We start from the raw sequence: 14,965 nt of genomic DNA on the forward strand, positions 1-14,965 counted from the left end.
TTCCCGATGCCAGCCTCGTTTGGTGGTGACAGCGCCTTCTTCCTCGATCTTTATGCGAGGTATCTCAAGGATCCCAGCTCCGTGCCTTCGGACTGGTCCGTGCAATTCGCGATGATCGACGGCCGGGAGCACCCCGGTTCGGCCCGGCAAGGAGCCAGTCTCGCCGGTCTGATTCTCGATGCCTACCGTCGTTTCGGTCACCGCGAGGCCCAGCTCGATCCCCTTCGGCGCAGCGACGACGTCGACAGCTCCATCCAAAGACTGCGAGAACTGGTGGATGCTCAGAAGGAAGAAACCGTCGAGATCACGATCGGCGGTAGCCGCCAGATACTCGGTCTGCGATCGGTCCAGGAGGTCTCCAGGGCCATCTATTCTGGGCCACTGGGCCTGGAGGTAGAACACCTGGAGTCCGAAGAGGAACGTTCTTGGTGGTACGAGAACTTCGAGAAGTGCCGGCTTGACGCCGCGGATGACGATCTGTGCGCCGACGCGCTTGAAGCCGTCATCCTGGCAGATGAGTTCGAGTCGTTCATGCAGGTCAAGTTTCCGACGAAGAAGCGTTTCGGAATCGAGGGTGGGGAGACCGCGCTCGTCTTCATCCGCGAGATCATACGTCGGGCCGCACTCGCGGGCGTCGAGGACGTCGTCATGGGGGGTATGCATCGCGGGCGATTGGCCACCCTTGCGGTCGCACTGGGAAAAAGCCCGGCGAATCTCGCGGCCGAACTCATGGGGAGAGATCTGTCCGAGGGCGCCGTGTTCACCGGGGACGTCCCGTACCACCTGGGCCACACCAGTCTGACCTCGATCGACGGGCGGACGATCTCCGTCAAGCTTCTCCCTCACCCATCCCATCTTATGGTCGTGGCTCCGGTCGCATTGGGCATGGCGCGGGCCGTGGGAGGATCCTACAACGCACTGTGCTTCCTCTTGCACACTGACGCGGCCTTCTCAGGGCAGGGATTGGCGGCCGAGGTACTGCAACTGGGAGGCCTGAGTGGTTATGGCAGCGGCGGATCGATCCACCTGATCGTCAACAACCAGATCGGGTTCACGACGCTTCCTTCGGAGGGACGAAGCTCACGATACTGCACCGACGCGGGCAAGCTGGTCGGTGCGCCCATAATTCATGTCAATGCCGACGATCCTGTCGCGGTCACGCACGCAGCGCGGCTTGCTGTCCAGTGGCGAACCAAATTCCGGAGAGACGTACTCGTAGACCTCGTTTGTTATCGAAGGAACGGACATAACGAACTCGACGAGCCTCGCTTCACCCAGCCTCTGGCATGGCGGTTGATCGACGATCTCCCGACAGTGAGGACAAAGTTCGAAGCCGAGATGGCGACCGAACGGCCTGAGGTCGCGAAGCGCCATGCGTCCGTCGCCGAAACCTTCCGCAGCCAGTTGAGAGAAGGTTTCGAGGCCGCAGGCGAGTTCGAGCCCAACCATGAACCGTTTCAGATGGCGGCGTGGAGCGTTCTTTCGCCGGGCGAGGAGGACGAAATACTTGATTTCGTTGAAACGGGCGTGGAAATTTCGCGCTTGAGCGAGATCGGCCGGACCATCAGCATGGTCCCGGAAGGCGTTCAGGCTCACCCAAAGGTACGCAGCTTCTACGATCTACGCGCGGCGTCGATCGAAGTCGGAAAGAATATCAATTTCGCGAGTGCAGAGGCGTTGGCAATAGGCTCCCTCCTGGCCGAAGGAAAGCGGATACGCTTGTCTGGACAAGACTCAGTCCGCGGAACCTTCACGCAGCGGCACTGGCAGGTGCACGATATGCAAACCGGAGCCACCTACATGCCCCTCGGCAACGCGTCCTTGCGGCCGGGTTCCTTGCAACTCGTCAACAGCCCGCTGTCCGAGTACGGCGTTCTTGGATTCGAATATGGACACAGCCTCTACGATCCCGAGCAACTGACCATCTGGGAGGCCCAATTCGGAGACTTCCTCAACGGGGCTCAGGTCGTCGTCGACCAATACATCGTCTCGGCGGAATCGAAGTGGCGGTTGCGCTCGGGACTAACCCTGCTTCTGCCGCACGGACTGGAAGGTCAGGGGCCCGATCATTCCTCGTCGCGGATAGAACGCCTGCTGCAACTCTGTGCCGGCGGGAACGTGATCGTCGCGAATCCTACGACGCCGGCGAACCTGTTTCATCTTCTCCGCCGTCAGCTCGTCGCGCCTTGGCGAAAGCCGCTTTTCGTGATTTCGCCCAAATCGCTCCTTCGAGCGAAGGCGGCTGTTTCGGATATTCGCGAAATGCAGGCCGGAACGGGATTCCGAACGGTGATCCCTGAAGACGTCGCAGACCCGTCCAAGGTCCAACGCGTCGTCCTCTGTTCCGGCAAGATATTCTACGCGCTGAACGCCTTGAGACAGAACCTCCAGGAGCGGGACACGATCCTGCCCATTAGAATCGAACAGCTCTATCCGTTTCCCGAAGACGAATTGCTGAAGGCCCTCCGGCCTTACCCAGGAGCCGAGATCGTCTGGCTGCAGGAGGAAGCCGAGAACCAGGGGCCCTGGTCCTACTTGCAACCGCTGCTCGCCAGAGCCGGGATCGTTCTTGCTCGTTCGATGCCGATCATTTCACGTCCGCCGATGTCGGTGTGTGCCGGCGGCTCCGTAGAGCGGCATGAGCGCGAGGAGGGCGAGATATTGAAGCGCGCTCTTCATCTCCCGATTGAAAGCAGCGAGAAGCCCCGGCAGAAAAAGGAGCGCCTATTCACCTCTTGAATTATTGCGTAAATGGCCCGACTTTGGCTTAGTCGCGAAGAGAGGTGTTGCCGTGCCGTCGTTCGAACCTGTCCGGGCCATTATTCGCGGCCTCCAGATCCTGCGCGTGATCAGCGAGTCCGGTCCGATTGGAGCGCTCGACATTTCCAAGCAGGTCAAGCTGCCCCAGCCGACCATCGTACGCATTCTCGAAACCCTGATGAGCGCCGGATACATCTATCGTTTGGAACACGCTCCGATGTATGGCGTCACGGCCCGGACGCTCACTCTCAGCAAGGGTTTCGCAGGGGCGTCGCGTCTCGTTCAACTGGCAACTCCTCTGATCGAGGAACTGCGTACCGAGATCGGCTGGCCGTCGAACCTTGCCATTTTCGAGCACGGTGCGATGTCCATCGTGTACACGAATCGCAGCGAACACGGAATGTCCATATCCAGCCGCCTTGGAGCTCGAATTCCGGTTTTGGCGACTGGCGTAGGCCTGGTCTACCTAGCTTATCTCCCGGCGCCGAAATTGGAAGAGACCCTTGCGCAGTTGCGGAATTCGGACAGCAAGTGGGACAGCAATCCAAAGCTGATTTCCGAGCTGCCCGGCAAGTTGGAAGAGGTCCGCCGAAACCAGTATGCGCTTGCCGAAGAAGGCTATCTCAAGGAGATCTATCGTTCGCAGATCTGGGCGGTCGCAGTACCGATCGAAGTAGGCGGCAAGGTTGTCGCTGGCCTAAGCAGTCTTGTCCTGCAGTCGGCGGGCGCCCGAAACAGAATCCTGTCACAAATCCTGCCTGCCGTCCGCAAGACGGCACAGTCCATTGCGGAGCGTGTGGCAGAAGACTCAGGCCTGAACGACCTCTCTTCCAAGCCCGCCGCGAAGCCAAAGCGGCAGGCTCGAGCCTAGGGCTGAACCACTCCACGACATCAGCGCTCATGGTTCGCTGCGTCCGCATGCGGCAAGGCAAGGAGTTGATCGACAGCGTCAGCGCGAAATGACAGCCAAGAGTGGCGGCGGGAAAGGGGGCGGCACGATCCGCCCCTTTTCGTTTTTTGGATGCTCGAGGTCCATGTGTGGACGCAAGTCCGTTGACAGCCCCCAAACTCGCGCATAATGTAAATGAAATTGACATTCATCTAATGAATAACGTTGGGTGAGGTCGAGGCGGCTGGTTTCAAGCGGCTTAGGACGGAGCGCCCTGGGCAAGGAGGTTGCCGCGGGAGCAGTGCTGTCGATTACGTAGGGAGGACCTGGAATGTTCAGATCGCTGATCAAATGTGTTGCTGCGGGCGTAGTGTGGACGGCGGGATCCATGTCCGCATACGCGGCGGATTTCGAATGGAAGATGTTCACGATCTACGACGTCGCGGACAAGCAGACCGAATGGGCCAAGGGCTTTGCCGCGGAGGTCAAGGAGGCGACCGGAGGGCGTCTCAACATCCGAGTCTTCTCGGGAAGCGAGCTTCCCTACAAGGGTGTTGACGTCTACCGGGCGATAGCCGGACGCCAGATCGAAATCGGCCATTCGCCGACTGGCTTCATCGCGTCCGACCTTCCGGTCGTGGCGGCGATGTCGATGCCGTTCGTATGCACTGACATGCACAAATTCTTCGATGGCGCGCTCCCCAAGGTCCGCCCGATGATGGACCAGGCGATTTCCGACAAGTTCAAGGCGACGCCGATCATGCATTGGGCGATGCCCGGCCAGCAGATCTGGTCGGTTCCCGAGGTGAAGACGATCGCGGATCTCAAGGGGCGCAAGATCAGGACCTGGAATCGCGAGCAGGTCGAAACCCTCGACAAGCTGGGTGCAACCAGCGCGTCGATCACGACGGCCGAGGTCACTCAGGCGCTGCAACTGGGGACCGTCGACGGTGCGATCACCGCGGCGATCAACGCCAACAACTGGCATTGGTCGCAGGTGCTGAAGAACGGATACATGTTCAACATCACCCTGTCGCATGAAGTGATTTCCGCAAATAACGCTGCGCTGGCGGAGCTGCCCGAGGATGTGCGCAAGACCTTCATGGAGGTTGCCGTCCGCTGGGAGGCAAAATTCCGCGAGGAGGTGTTCAGGCTCGATTCAGCCGCGCGTGAAGCGCTGGTCGGCCAGGGCATGACGCTGAGCGAGCCGAATGCCGACGATGCGAAGGCGCTGCGCGAGATGACCGTTGAGATCGGCAAGAACTGGGCCGAGGCCAACGGCGAAGTCGCTCAAGAGATCCTTACGGGAATCCAGGAAGGCTGCAAGTAGGCGCCGGATGTGATGGGGGAGGCCGGATGGCCTCCCCACAATCGCCTGGAGCGTCCTGCTCGCCTGTCTATCGTTGAGGTCACGCTCGTGGATCGTCTTGAAAAAGCGCTGATATTTCTGGCATCGATCCTCGTTGCCGTGATGGTCGTTCTGATGACCCTCGAGGTCTTCCTCCGGTATACGTTCTCCATATCCATCAAGATCTCCGAGGAGTATTCCGGTTACTTGTTCGCAGCCGCGACCATGCTGGCATTTTATCCGGCAATGACGCGGGGTCGGTTTCTTCGCATTACGGCGGGCGTATCACTGCTCCCGCTCCGGGTCAGGGCTGCCTGGGAACTCGCAGTCGGTGTCATCTCATCGCTATTCTGCCTGCTTCTGGCGCAGCAGACATGGATCCTGTTCCAAACCAGCCGCGAGTTCGGAAGCGTGTCAGAACAGTACTCCGCCACGCCGCTGATGTATCCGCAGCTCATTCTGCCGGCCGCGCTATTCCTGCTGTCGTTCGGCATGCTGGTCCGCGCGGGCCAACTTGCCGCAAGCCTCTGGCGCGGAAACACGGCGCTGGCCAAGGAGGAAGACAAGAATGTCCTGGAATGAGCTGGTCCTGATCTATTCGCTGGTCATCGTCGGCTGTCTGGCCGGCGGCGTTTACATCGGCGTCGCTATGGGTCTCGCCGGCGTCGTCGGCATCACGGCCATGTTCGGAACGTCGCTTTGGCAATCCATCGGCGGCATCGTCTGGAACAATGCGACGAACTTCACGCTGGTGGCGATTCCGCTCTTCATCCTGATGGGTGAGATCGTTCTCCAGGGGGGAGTGGCCGCGCGGTTCTATACGGGGCTCTCCCGCGTGTTCCGCTTCATTCCGGGCGGTCTCGCGCAGACCAACATAGCGGGCTGCGCCGTGTTCTCCGCAGTGAGCGGTTCGTCAGTTGCAACCGCGATGACCGTTGGATCCGTCGCGGTCGGCGAAATGCGCAAGCGCGGATACAAGGATAGCCTCACAATGGGGACCCTGACTGCCGGCGGTAGCCTTGGAATCCTCATCCCGCCCAGCATCCCGATGATCGTGTACGGATCGATGACCCATCAGTCCGTCATCGACCTTCTGATGGCCGGAATCGTCCCCGGGATCGTCCTCTCGCTGCTTTTCTGCATCTACATCGGTGTGCGCGCGGTCATGGATCCCTCGCTCGTGCCCCCCAGGGAACAGGAGGTTGCCGATATCGGGGGCAACGCGCTGCGGGATTCGGTTCCCATCATCCTGCTGGTGGGTGGTATCATTGTCGGCATGTACACGGGCGCATTCACTGCGACCGAGGCCTCGGCTGTCGGCGTGGTGCTCGCGGCCGCGATCGCCTGGTACTATGGCGGGCTGACATACGAAGCGATAGCGGTGTCGTTCTCCAATACCGTCGTTTCGAGCGCGGTGATCATGTTCATCACGATCTGCGCCCAAATTCTTCAGTACGGCATCGTGGTCACGGGGTTCGGCGACGGCGTGGCGCGCTTCATCGTCGATCTGAACTTCAGCCCCTTCGTATTCTTCTGCATCCTCCTGATCATCTACATCCTGCTTGGCATGGTGATGGAGGGCCTGTCGATGATGCTTATCACCGTGCCGCTCATCTACGCACCGATGATCGCCATGGGCTTCGACGGAGTTTGGCTCTGCATCCTGATCATTCTGTTGATCGAACTCGGTCAGATCCATCCGCCTGTCGGGCTGAATCTGTTCGCGATCCAGTCGATCACCCCCAGCACGCCGCTATCTACCATCGCCTGGTCGTCGCTGCCCTACTGCTTCATCATCATCGCATTCGCCTTTCTCATCTACGCGTTCCCCGGCATCGTTCTCTGGCTTCCAGAGTCGATGAACTAGGCGCGCGCACAGTCAGTCCGGAGCAATCTGCATGTACGCACCCCCGCCTCGCCAGACCGCAGAAGTGTTTGCGCGCCTTCCGGATGAACTGCGCAAGACGGGACGCGGCGGGGAATGGTTCAGCCACCAGCCCGCAATGAAGCAGCATCATTCGGTTCTCGAGGGGCCGTCCTTCGACGGCGACGGCAACCTCTATTGCGTCGACATCCCATGGGGACGAATTTTCAAGATCGATCCCAAGGGCAATTTCAGCCTGTTCGTCGAGTACGAGGGCGAACCGAACGGTCTGCGCATTCACAGGGACGGCCGGATATTCGTTGCGGATCACCGCCGCGGCATCCTCGTCATCGACCCTGATACCCGCAAGATCACGCCATTTCTGGAGCGCGTGCGGCTCGAGCATCTGAAAGCGGTCAATGATCTCTATTTCGGTGCGAACGGGGACCTGTTCTTCACCGATCAGGGGCTGACAGGACTCCACGATCCCAGCGGACGCGTGTTCCGCGTTCGCGCCGATGGACAGGTGGACTGCCTGCTCGACAACGTGCCGAGCCCGAACGGACTGGTTCTCTCGTTGGACGAGAAGGTTCTTTTCGTTGCCGTGACCCGCGCGAACGCGATCTGGCGCGTGCCTTTCTCGGACGACGGATCGGTCGCGAAGGTTGGCAACTTCATTCAGATGACGGGCGGCGGCGGGCCGGACGGCATTTCGATGGACACCGCAGGCAACCTCGCAGTGTGCCAGATCGGCATGGGGGCGCTATGGCTCTTCAATCCTCAGGGAGAGCCGATATTGCGAGTCGATAGTCCGGCGGGTCGCCAGACCACAAATGTTGCGTTTGGCGGTCCGGACAATCGCACGGCTTTCATCACCGAATGCGAAGAGGGAGTTATTTTGAAAGCGGAACTGCCGCATCCCGGCAAGCCGATGTTTTCAGGCGTTTGACGGGGTACACTGCGTTGGACATCGAGCGCCTGCGAACCAAGGCTCTGTCAATTTCCGACCTGAGGGAATTGGCGAAGCGGCATCTGCCGCGCGGCATCTTCGAGTACGTGGCTCGGGGCACCGACGAGGATCGGGCGCTGGATGGCAATGCGCGGGCGTTTGACGAGATCGAAATCTGCCCCCGTGTTGTCCAGGACGTATCGGGCGCGACGGCGCAGTGTTCTATCCTGGGGAAGCCGAGTGCGGCTCCTCTGGCCATTTCACCCACTGGTTTTGCCAGCCTGCTTTGGCTCGACGGTGAGATCGGATCGGCGAAGGCCGCCGCTGCAGCAGGCATTCCCTTTGCGCTTTCGACGGGCTCCATCACTCCAATGGAACGAGTGAAGGAAGAGGCCGGCGGGAGACTTTGGCTGCAACTATATGTCTGGCCCCAGCGGGAGATGACGCGTGAACTTATCGATCGAGCGCGCAAGGCGGACTACGAGGCCCTCATCGTCACCGTGGACACGCCGGTAGCGCCGTTCCGGCCGTACAATCTGAAGAACGGCTTCAGCATTCCGTTCCGGCTTTCGAGCCGCAACGCGCTGGACATAATGTGCCATCCGCGTTGGCTGTTCAACGTGGTGTTCCGGCGCTACCTGCGGTCAGGTCCGATGGTGGCGGAGAACTATCCGCAGCAGCTTCGCGTCCCGGTGAAGGCGGCGAAAGTCGGAAAATTCAACCTTCCGTTCTCGGACAACGTCTCGTGGGAAGACATCCGGGAGTTCCGAAGACTTTGGGATGGCCCGTTGCTCATCAAGGGCATCATGCATCCGGATGACGCGGCGCAAGCGGTCAACGCAGGAGCCGATGGTGTCATCGTCTCAAACCATGGCGGCAGGAACCTCGATGCGAGCATCGCGCCGATACGCGCACTGCCTTCGATCGTCGATCGTATCGGCGGCAAGGCCACCGTCTTGCTCGACAGCGGCGTCACACGCGGCAGCGATATTGCCAAGGCGGTCGCAATGGGTGCCAGCGGGGTGATGGTTGGAAAAGCCGGGCTGTTCGGCGTCGCAGCCGCCGGGCAACCAGGGGCTCAGAGGGCTATCGAAATCCTGGTCGAAGAGTTGTTGCGCGTGATGATCTTCTCAGGCGCACGCGAGCTTCGGGATCTCGACCATCACTTGCTGAGGCTTCCGGCGGACTTTCGCAGGGGATCATACGGCGTCGATGCTGCTGCGGCGGCAACCGCAAGTCAGCGACGAGGGGGATGACCATGTTTCCGTTGCCCCAGACGATCGAGGCTGAGGTCTTTTCCGAAGTTCCTGAATCGCTCCATTGGAAAGGCGAGCCGACTCCCTGGCTGAAGGGCCGGCCTTGGGGCAAGCCGGGTTCGTTCCTGGAGGGGCCTGGGTTCGACAAGGAGGGGAACCTCCTCTGCGTGGACATTCCTTACGGTCGCATTTTCCGCGTCTCTCCGAATGGCGAGTTCGAACTCTTCGTCCAATACGACGGCGAGCCCAACGGACTCCGGATTCATCGGGATGGGAGAATCTTCATCGCCGATCACAAGCGCGGGATCGTGGTGATCGACCCAATTAGCCGAAAGGTCGAGCCGTTTCTTGAGAAGATAGGCGGGCGACCGCTTGTCGGGCCAAACGATCTCGTGTTCACGAACGAAGGAAACATCTACTTCACGGATATGGGTGACTCCGACCTGGCCGAACCCGACGGGCGGCTGGTTCATCTGACCGCAGAAGGGCACGCGACGGTGGTGCTCGACGATCTGGCGGCGCCGAACGGCCTCGCTCTGAACGGCGCCGGGACCACGCTCTATCTGAACATGTTCCGGGAAAACGCCGTTTGGCAAATGCGCCTGCGCGAGGATGGTTCGGTCACACGCGTGAGCAGGTTTCTGCAGCTTTCAGGAGGGCTCGGCCCTGATGGCCTGCTGCTGGATGGCGCAGACAATCTGCTGGTCGTTCATGGCGGGCTCGGATGCGTCTGGGTGTTCAACCCCCTCGGCGAGCCCCTGCAGCGCGTCGTCTCGCCGCGAGGCAAGATGACCACGAATGTCGCGTTCGGGATTTCGGATCCTCGGCGGATCTACATCACCGACTCCACCACGGGAACGCTGTTGACTGCTCGTCTGCCTGTCGCCGGCCGCATGCCGTTCTCCCATTCCCATTCGTAGGCGAGGTCCATGGTTACGAGCGTCACCCGGTTTCGGGACATTTTGAGAGCGGACAACTGTGTCGCCGCCGCTCCCATATTCGATCCGCTTTCCGCCAGAGTCGCCGAGATGCTCGGCTGGCAGGTGAGCAAGTTATCCGGGTCGTTTGGCAAGTTCGCCAATCTGGCCGTGCCGGACGGCATTCCGCTTTCGAACATGAGCGACCTCGTCGACGTGAGCAGGCGGATCACCCGCATCAGCGATACCTGTTTGATCGTGGATGCTGACGAAGGCGGCGGGAATGCGCTGAATGTATTGCGCACGGTACGCGAACTCGAAGCGGCTGGGGTTTGCGCGATCGAAATCGAGGACAATCTGGTGCCTCGAACATTCGGCGAAGCGGAGCGGAGGCATTCCTTGATGCTCTCCGAGGAGGAACAGGTCGGGAAGCTTCGCGCGGCAGTGGACGCGAAGCGGAATGCCGACACCGTTGTCGTCGCACGCACGAGTGCGCTTGAGGAATTGCCGCGCGATGCCGCGATGGCGCGCATTCGAGCATATTCGCAAACTGGGGCCGAAGCGCTGATGTTTCCGGCGCTGCCGAATGGCGCGCAGGACCTCAAGGATATCGCCACGGCAACCGACCTTCCGATCTTCGTGCTCGGTCTAGATGCGAGCGTTGTCGCGGACACGGCTCTGCTGAGGGCGTGCAGGGTGAAGGTGCGGTATCTGCCGCATCTGCCGTACCGGACGGCAGTCCAGGCAATGATCGAGGCGTACCAACACCTGGAGAACAACAGCGACAGCTCTGGTTTTGGCAGGCCACAGGCAAGCGAGGAGCGACTGAGGCAATTGGACCGCTCTCATGAGATGAGAGAGTGGCAGGAGCGATTTGTAGCCACGTGATGGAACGCGCCAGCTCACGGCGTCCCGGTCCATCTCAACGACAGTCAATATGGAGGAATGAAAATGAAGTTTCGCAATACGATCGCAGGTCTGGCCAGCGTGATTGCAGTCGCCCTGACAGCCGGCCATGCCTATGCGCAGGAGGTTCTGAAATGGGCCCACGTATTCGAGGTCACCGAACCGTTTCACACCGAGTCCGTATGGGCGGCCGAGGAAATCACGAAGCGCACGAACGGGCGCTACAAGATCGACGTGTACCCCGCGTCGCAGCTTGGTAAGGAAAGCGACCTCGATCAGGGTCTTACCCTCGGCACGGTGGACATCGTCATTCTCACCGCGGGATTGCCGGCGCGGCAGTATCCGCCAATCGGCGTGACCTATTATCCCTTCATCTTCCGCGACGCCGATCACCTTCTCGCATATATGAAGAGCGACACCTACGCGCGTCTCGCCAAAGGGTACGCCGAAAAGGTGGGCCACCAGATCGTGGCAACGACCTACTACGGAACGCGTCACACGACATCCAATTCGCCCATTACGAAGTGCTCGGATCTCAAGGGCGTGAAGATGCGGGTACCGAACATTCCCGCTTATCTGGCGATGCCACAAGCATGCGGAGCCAACACGTCGCCGATCGCCTTCGCTGAAGTCTATCTCGCTCTCCAGAACGGGACGGTGGATGCTCAGGAGAATCCGCTGACCGCGATCGAAGCGAAGAAATTCTTCGAGGTCCAGAAGAACATCAGCCTGACCGGGCACATCGTGGATCAGCTCAACACCGTCATCTCGAAGAGCCGCTGGGCATCCCTGTCGGATGAGGACAAGGCGGTCTTCACCGAGGTGATGCGTGAGGCAGCCGAGCGCGCGAGCGCGAAGATCGCGACGCGAGAGAAGGAACTGCTGCAGGTGTTCAAGGACAAAGGCCTGACGATCACCGAGGTGGACAAGGCGGACTTCGAGAAAACCGTCCTTGAGAACGTCCCGTTCGAGAAATTCGGCTACGAAAAGTCGGACTGGGAGGCGATCAAAGCCATTCAGTAAGCAACGTTGGAAATGTGAGGGCGGGGCACCAAACGGCGTTCTTGCGAGCGCCGAAGCGCGGCGTACAGGAACTGCGTCAGCCTCGGAGCGCAGCAATAACGCCATTTGCAGCCCGCCCCATCCTTTCCATGCGCTCCCTTGGAACCGGATGGAGGCGCGATCAGTCGCGCCTCCACTCTCTGCGGCTTTGATTGTGACGGGACGGAAAATGACGGCTGCCCATCATCCGGTGGATGTCAAGGAACTCGCGAAGGCGTTCGAGTCGGAAGAAGTCGCCGATCTCTCGACTTATGGCTCCGAGGATTGGCTGACGCTGGCTCTTTTCTGGGTGATGGTGGCCTGCGTCTTCCTGCAGTTTTTCTCCCGCTATGTGCTCAACAGCAGTTACGCCTGGACCGAAGAGGTAGCGATCAACTTGCTGGTCGCTGTCGTTTTCCTGGGTTCATCGATGTGCGTGCGACTATCCCGGCATATCCAGGTGGACTTGCTTTACCACTACCTTCCACAGCGCGTTGGTAGGTGCCTTGCCGTGGCGGTCGATATCTTGCGGTTGGCTTTCTTCGGTTATGCCGCGTGGTTGATGTGGAGATACATCGCCCTGGTCTCCGACGAACGCATGCTGACCGTGGACCTCTCCAAAGCCTGGTTCCTGTATCTCGTGCTGCTGGCCTTCGCGCTGATGTTTGTCCGATCCGTCCAGGTCGCGATCCGGAACTGGCGGCGAGGGTACTCCGTGCTCGAACGACCCGAAGCATTTCTTACACAAGGAAACTGACCATGCTGCTTCTTATCGGCGGTTTCCTCGTTCTCATGTTGCTCGGGCTCCCGGTGGCGGTGTCGATGGCCGTCAGTTCGATCGCCTATCTGCTGGTGTATGGAGGCATACCGGATCTCATTGCGGCTCAGCGCATGATCGCGGGCGTCGAAAGCTTCCCGCTCCTTGCCGTCCCGTTCTTCATCCTGGCCGGGAACCTTATGAACATCGCCGGGGTTACCGGTCGCATCTACACCTTCGCGCTCGCTCTCGTCGGTTGGATGAAGGGTGGTCTGGCGCAGGTGAACATCATAGGCTCTGTGGTGTTCTCGGGCATGTCGGGTACGGCTTTGGCTGATGCCGCAGGCATCGGTACGATCGAAATCAAGGCGATGAAGGATCACGGGTACCCGGTCGAGGCTGCGGTCGGCGTCACCGCCGCATCGGCCACGCTTGGACCGATTTTCCCGCCGTCGCTGCCGTTCGTGATCTACGGGATGATGGCGAACGTCTCGATCGGTGCGCTGTTTATGGCCGGGATCGTGCCCGGCGTTGTGATGACCATCCTGATGATGATCACTGTCGCTGTCTTCGCGTATCGACGTGGTTGGGGTTCCGACACGCGGTTCTCCATGAAGCGGTTGCTCGAAGCCGGTCTTGAAGTGCTGATCGTGCTGATGTTTCCGGTCGTCGTCTACGTGATGACCCTTCTGGGCCTATCGGCTACGGCGGCCGTCCTCATTGGCCTGGCCGCTCTCATCTTTCTGGACTGGTACTTCGACTTCTCGGCGGTCATGGCCCTGATGACGCCTGTTATCCTTATCGGCGGAATGACGATGGGATGGTTCACGCCTACGGAAGCGGCTATGGCGGCCGTCGTCTGGTCTCTCTTCCTGGGCCTCGTGCGTTATCGGAGCATGACTTTCTCTTCGTTGGCGAAGGCAACCTTCGACACGATCGAGACGACGGCGTCCGTGCTTTTCATTGTGACCGCGGCATCGTTGTTTGCGTGGCTCCTGACGGTCAGTCAGGCCGCTCAGATGTTCGCCACCTTCATTTTCGCGCTCACCGAGAGCAAGTGGATTTTCCTGCTTCTCGTAAACGTGCTCATGCTTGTCGTGGGGTGCTTCCTCGATACGATCGCTGCGATCACGATTCTGGTTCCACTCCTGCTTCCGGTCGCAATCCAGCTCGGCGTCGATCCGGTCCACTTCGGACTGATAATGACACTCAATCTGATGATTGGGCTGCTGCATCCGCCGCTGGGAATGGTGTTGTTCGTGCTGTCCCGTATCGCAAAACTCTCGGTAGAGAGAACGACAGTCGCGATCCTGCCTTGGCTCGTGCCGCTCGTGATCGCGTTGTTGCTGATCACGTTCATCCCGGGAATAAGTCTCTGGCTCCCGGGAGCAATGGGTCTGCGATAGGATCGAATCAGGTCGGGACCTACCGGATTGATCTGGTCTCGCAGTCTTCCGCGATCTCCTCGGGCAATTCCAGGACTGCGTAGACGTTTCGCTTGCCGCCTCCCGATGAAACGCAGACGACGGAGGTGGCTGCCGCGTTCGGGGATCGATAGACGGCCACTATGTGGTTGGGATTGAGGTAGATGGGGGTCGCTTGGGCGTTGGTGAGCGTCAGTTCGATCAGCACGATGTCTCTCCGAGCCATTGAGGGCAATTTCTCTATTCCAGTGCCCGCGCCTATTCCGGCTCCACAGGCAAGGTATGGGTATATGAGCGTCGAACGTGGCGCAGGCTTTTGCAACCCTCGTCTTGAAGGGCGGGGTCTCACCGGGTCGCCAGTGCTATTTCGTCTCGGGCGTGGCGGCCGCCAACCGGCATCGCGGAGCGAGCAGCTCGTTTGCGGCGACGATCCATGATTCGGTCGCTCAAATGGTCCGGTCGGCCGATGCAACCGCGTTGCGGCGCGGTATGGTTAACGGGACATTTAAGCGGGCCATCAAATCGTGTCGTTTATGTCACAGGACGTCATCATCGCGTTCCGGCAACGCCGAGGTTTTGACGATCACGGTTGAACGGACAAAGCCGATGGGTGATTTTGGCATCGAGAGAGGGGCGAGTGATCGTGTCTTTTTCGGCTTGGGGATGGGGCAGGCGAGCTGTCCTGCAGCAAATAAGCCCTGACCCATTTTACAACTTTTGACTGGAGATCAGAAATGAACATCAAGAGCCTTCTTCTCGGCTCCGCAGCGGCCCTGGTGGCGGTCAGCGGCGCGCGGGCGGCCGATGCGGTCGTGGTTGCCGAGCCGGAGCCCGTCGAATACGTTCGCGTTTGC

The 14,965-nt window shown here is 60.0% G+C and carries 13 protein-coding genes and 1 pseudogene; 13 read left to right on the plus strand and 1 reads right to left on the minus strand.

Annotation, left to right across the window (positions count from 1 at the left end; all coding sequences use genetic code 11):
- Positions 1 to 6 precede the first annotated feature (6 nt).
- The 12 genes from RB623_RS23180 (at position 7) to RB623_RS23235 (ending at position 14,093) form a co-directional block, all read left to right on the plus strand.
- Complete coding sequence (locus RB623_RS23180; protein ID WP_308059384.1) at positions 7 to 2,739, plus strand: 2-oxoglutarate dehydrogenase E1 component; 2,733 nt, start codon at positions 7 to 9, stop codon at positions 2,737 to 2,739.
- 52 nt (positions 2,740 to 2,791) lie between these two features.
- Positions 2,792 to 3,631, plus strand: coding sequence for an IclR family transcriptional regulator C-terminal domain-containing protein (locus RB623_RS23185; RefSeq protein WP_308059385.1), 840 nt, complete (start codon positions 2,792 to 2,794; stop codon positions 3,629 to 3,631).
- A 406-nt stretch (positions 3,632 to 4,037) separates the two neighbouring features.
- The gene (locus RB623_RS23190; protein ID WP_308059386.1) at positions 4,038 to 4,979 is read left to right on the plus strand and encodes a TRAP transporter substrate-binding protein DctP; all 942 of its coding nucleotides are present in this window, start codon (positions 4,038 to 4,040) and stop codon (positions 4,977 to 4,979) included.
- An 87-nt stretch (positions 4,980 to 5,066) separates the two neighbouring features.
- Positions 5,067 to 5,579: a TRAP transporter small permease gene (locus RB623_RS23195; protein WP_308059387.1), complete on the plus strand. Its 513-nt coding sequence runs from the start codon at positions 5,067 to 5,069 to the stop codon at positions 5,577 to 5,579.
- Positions 5,566 to 6,864, plus strand: a complete 1,299-nt coding sequence (locus tag RB623_RS23200) for a TRAP transporter large permease (protein WP_308059388.1) — start codon at positions 5,566 to 5,568, stop codon at positions 6,862 to 6,864. The genes RB623_RS23195 and RB623_RS23200 overlap by 14 nt, the downstream gene beginning before the upstream one ends.
- A 31-nt stretch (positions 6,865 to 6,895) precedes the next feature.
- Positions 6,896 to 7,810: an SMP-30/gluconolactonase/LRE family protein gene (locus tag RB623_RS23205; RefSeq protein WP_308059389.1), complete on the plus strand. Its 915-nt coding sequence runs from the start codon at positions 6,896 to 6,898 to the stop codon at positions 7,808 to 7,810.
- Between the two features lie 14 nt (positions 7,811 to 7,824).
- Positions 7,825 to 9,066: an alpha-hydroxy acid oxidase gene (locus RB623_RS23210; protein WP_308059390.1), complete on the plus strand. Its 1,242-nt coding sequence runs from the start codon at positions 7,825 to 7,827 to the stop codon at positions 9,064 to 9,066.
- Positions 9,063 to 9,986, plus strand: coding sequence for an SMP-30/gluconolactonase/LRE family protein (locus RB623_RS23215; protein WP_308059391.1), 924 nt, complete (start codon positions 9,063 to 9,065; stop codon positions 9,984 to 9,986). Before RB623_RS23210 ends, RB623_RS23215 begins: the two co-directional genes overlap by 4 nt.
- Positions 9,987 to 9,995: 9 nt before the next feature.
- Positions 9,996 to 10,871 (plus strand): isocitrate lyase/PEP mutase family protein, encoded by an 876-nt coding sequence (locus tag RB623_RS23220; protein WP_308059392.1) that lies wholly within the window; start codon positions 9,996 to 9,998, stop codon positions 10,869 to 10,871.
- A gap of 57 nt (positions 10,872 to 10,928) precedes the next feature.
- A complete protein-coding gene (locus RB623_RS23225) occupies positions 10,929 to 11,912 on the plus strand; it encodes a sialic acid TRAP transporter substrate-binding protein SiaP (RefSeq protein ID WP_374121730.1) in 984 nt (327 codons plus the stop codon).
- Between the two features lie 208 nt (positions 11,913 to 12,120).
- Complete coding sequence (locus RB623_RS23230) at positions 12,121 to 12,687, plus strand: TRAP transporter small permease (protein WP_308059394.1); 567 nt, start codon at positions 12,121 to 12,123, stop codon at positions 12,685 to 12,687.
- Between the two features lie 2 nt (positions 12,688 to 12,689).
- On the plus strand, positions 12,690 to 14,093 hold the full coding sequence (locus RB623_RS23235) for a TRAP transporter large permease (protein WP_308059395.1): 1,404 nt from the start codon (positions 12,690 to 12,692) through the stop codon (positions 14,091 to 14,093).
- Between the two features lie 19 nt (positions 14,094 to 14,112).
- Here RB623_RS23235 and RB623_RS23240 read toward each other — a convergent pair whose 3' ends face one another.
- Positions 14,113 to 14,319 carry a hypothetical protein gene (locus tag RB623_RS23240; RefSeq protein WP_308059396.1) on the minus strand — a complete coding sequence of 69 codons (207 nt, stop codon included), beginning with the start codon at positions 14,317 to 14,319 and terminating at the stop codon, positions 14,113 to 14,115.
- A gap of 483 nt (positions 14,320 to 14,802) precedes the next feature.
- On the opposite strand from RB623_RS23240, the pseudogene RB623_RS23245 reads away from it, so the two are divergent.
- Positions 14,803 to 14,965, plus strand: a pseudogene (locus tag RB623_RS23245) (porin); the annotation flags it as partial.

The sequence above is a fragment of the Mesorhizobium sp. LHD-90 genome (assembly GCF_030929505.1).
Classification (GTDB): domain Bacteria; phylum Pseudomonadota; class Alphaproteobacteria; order Rhizobiales; family Rhizobiaceae; genus Kumtagia.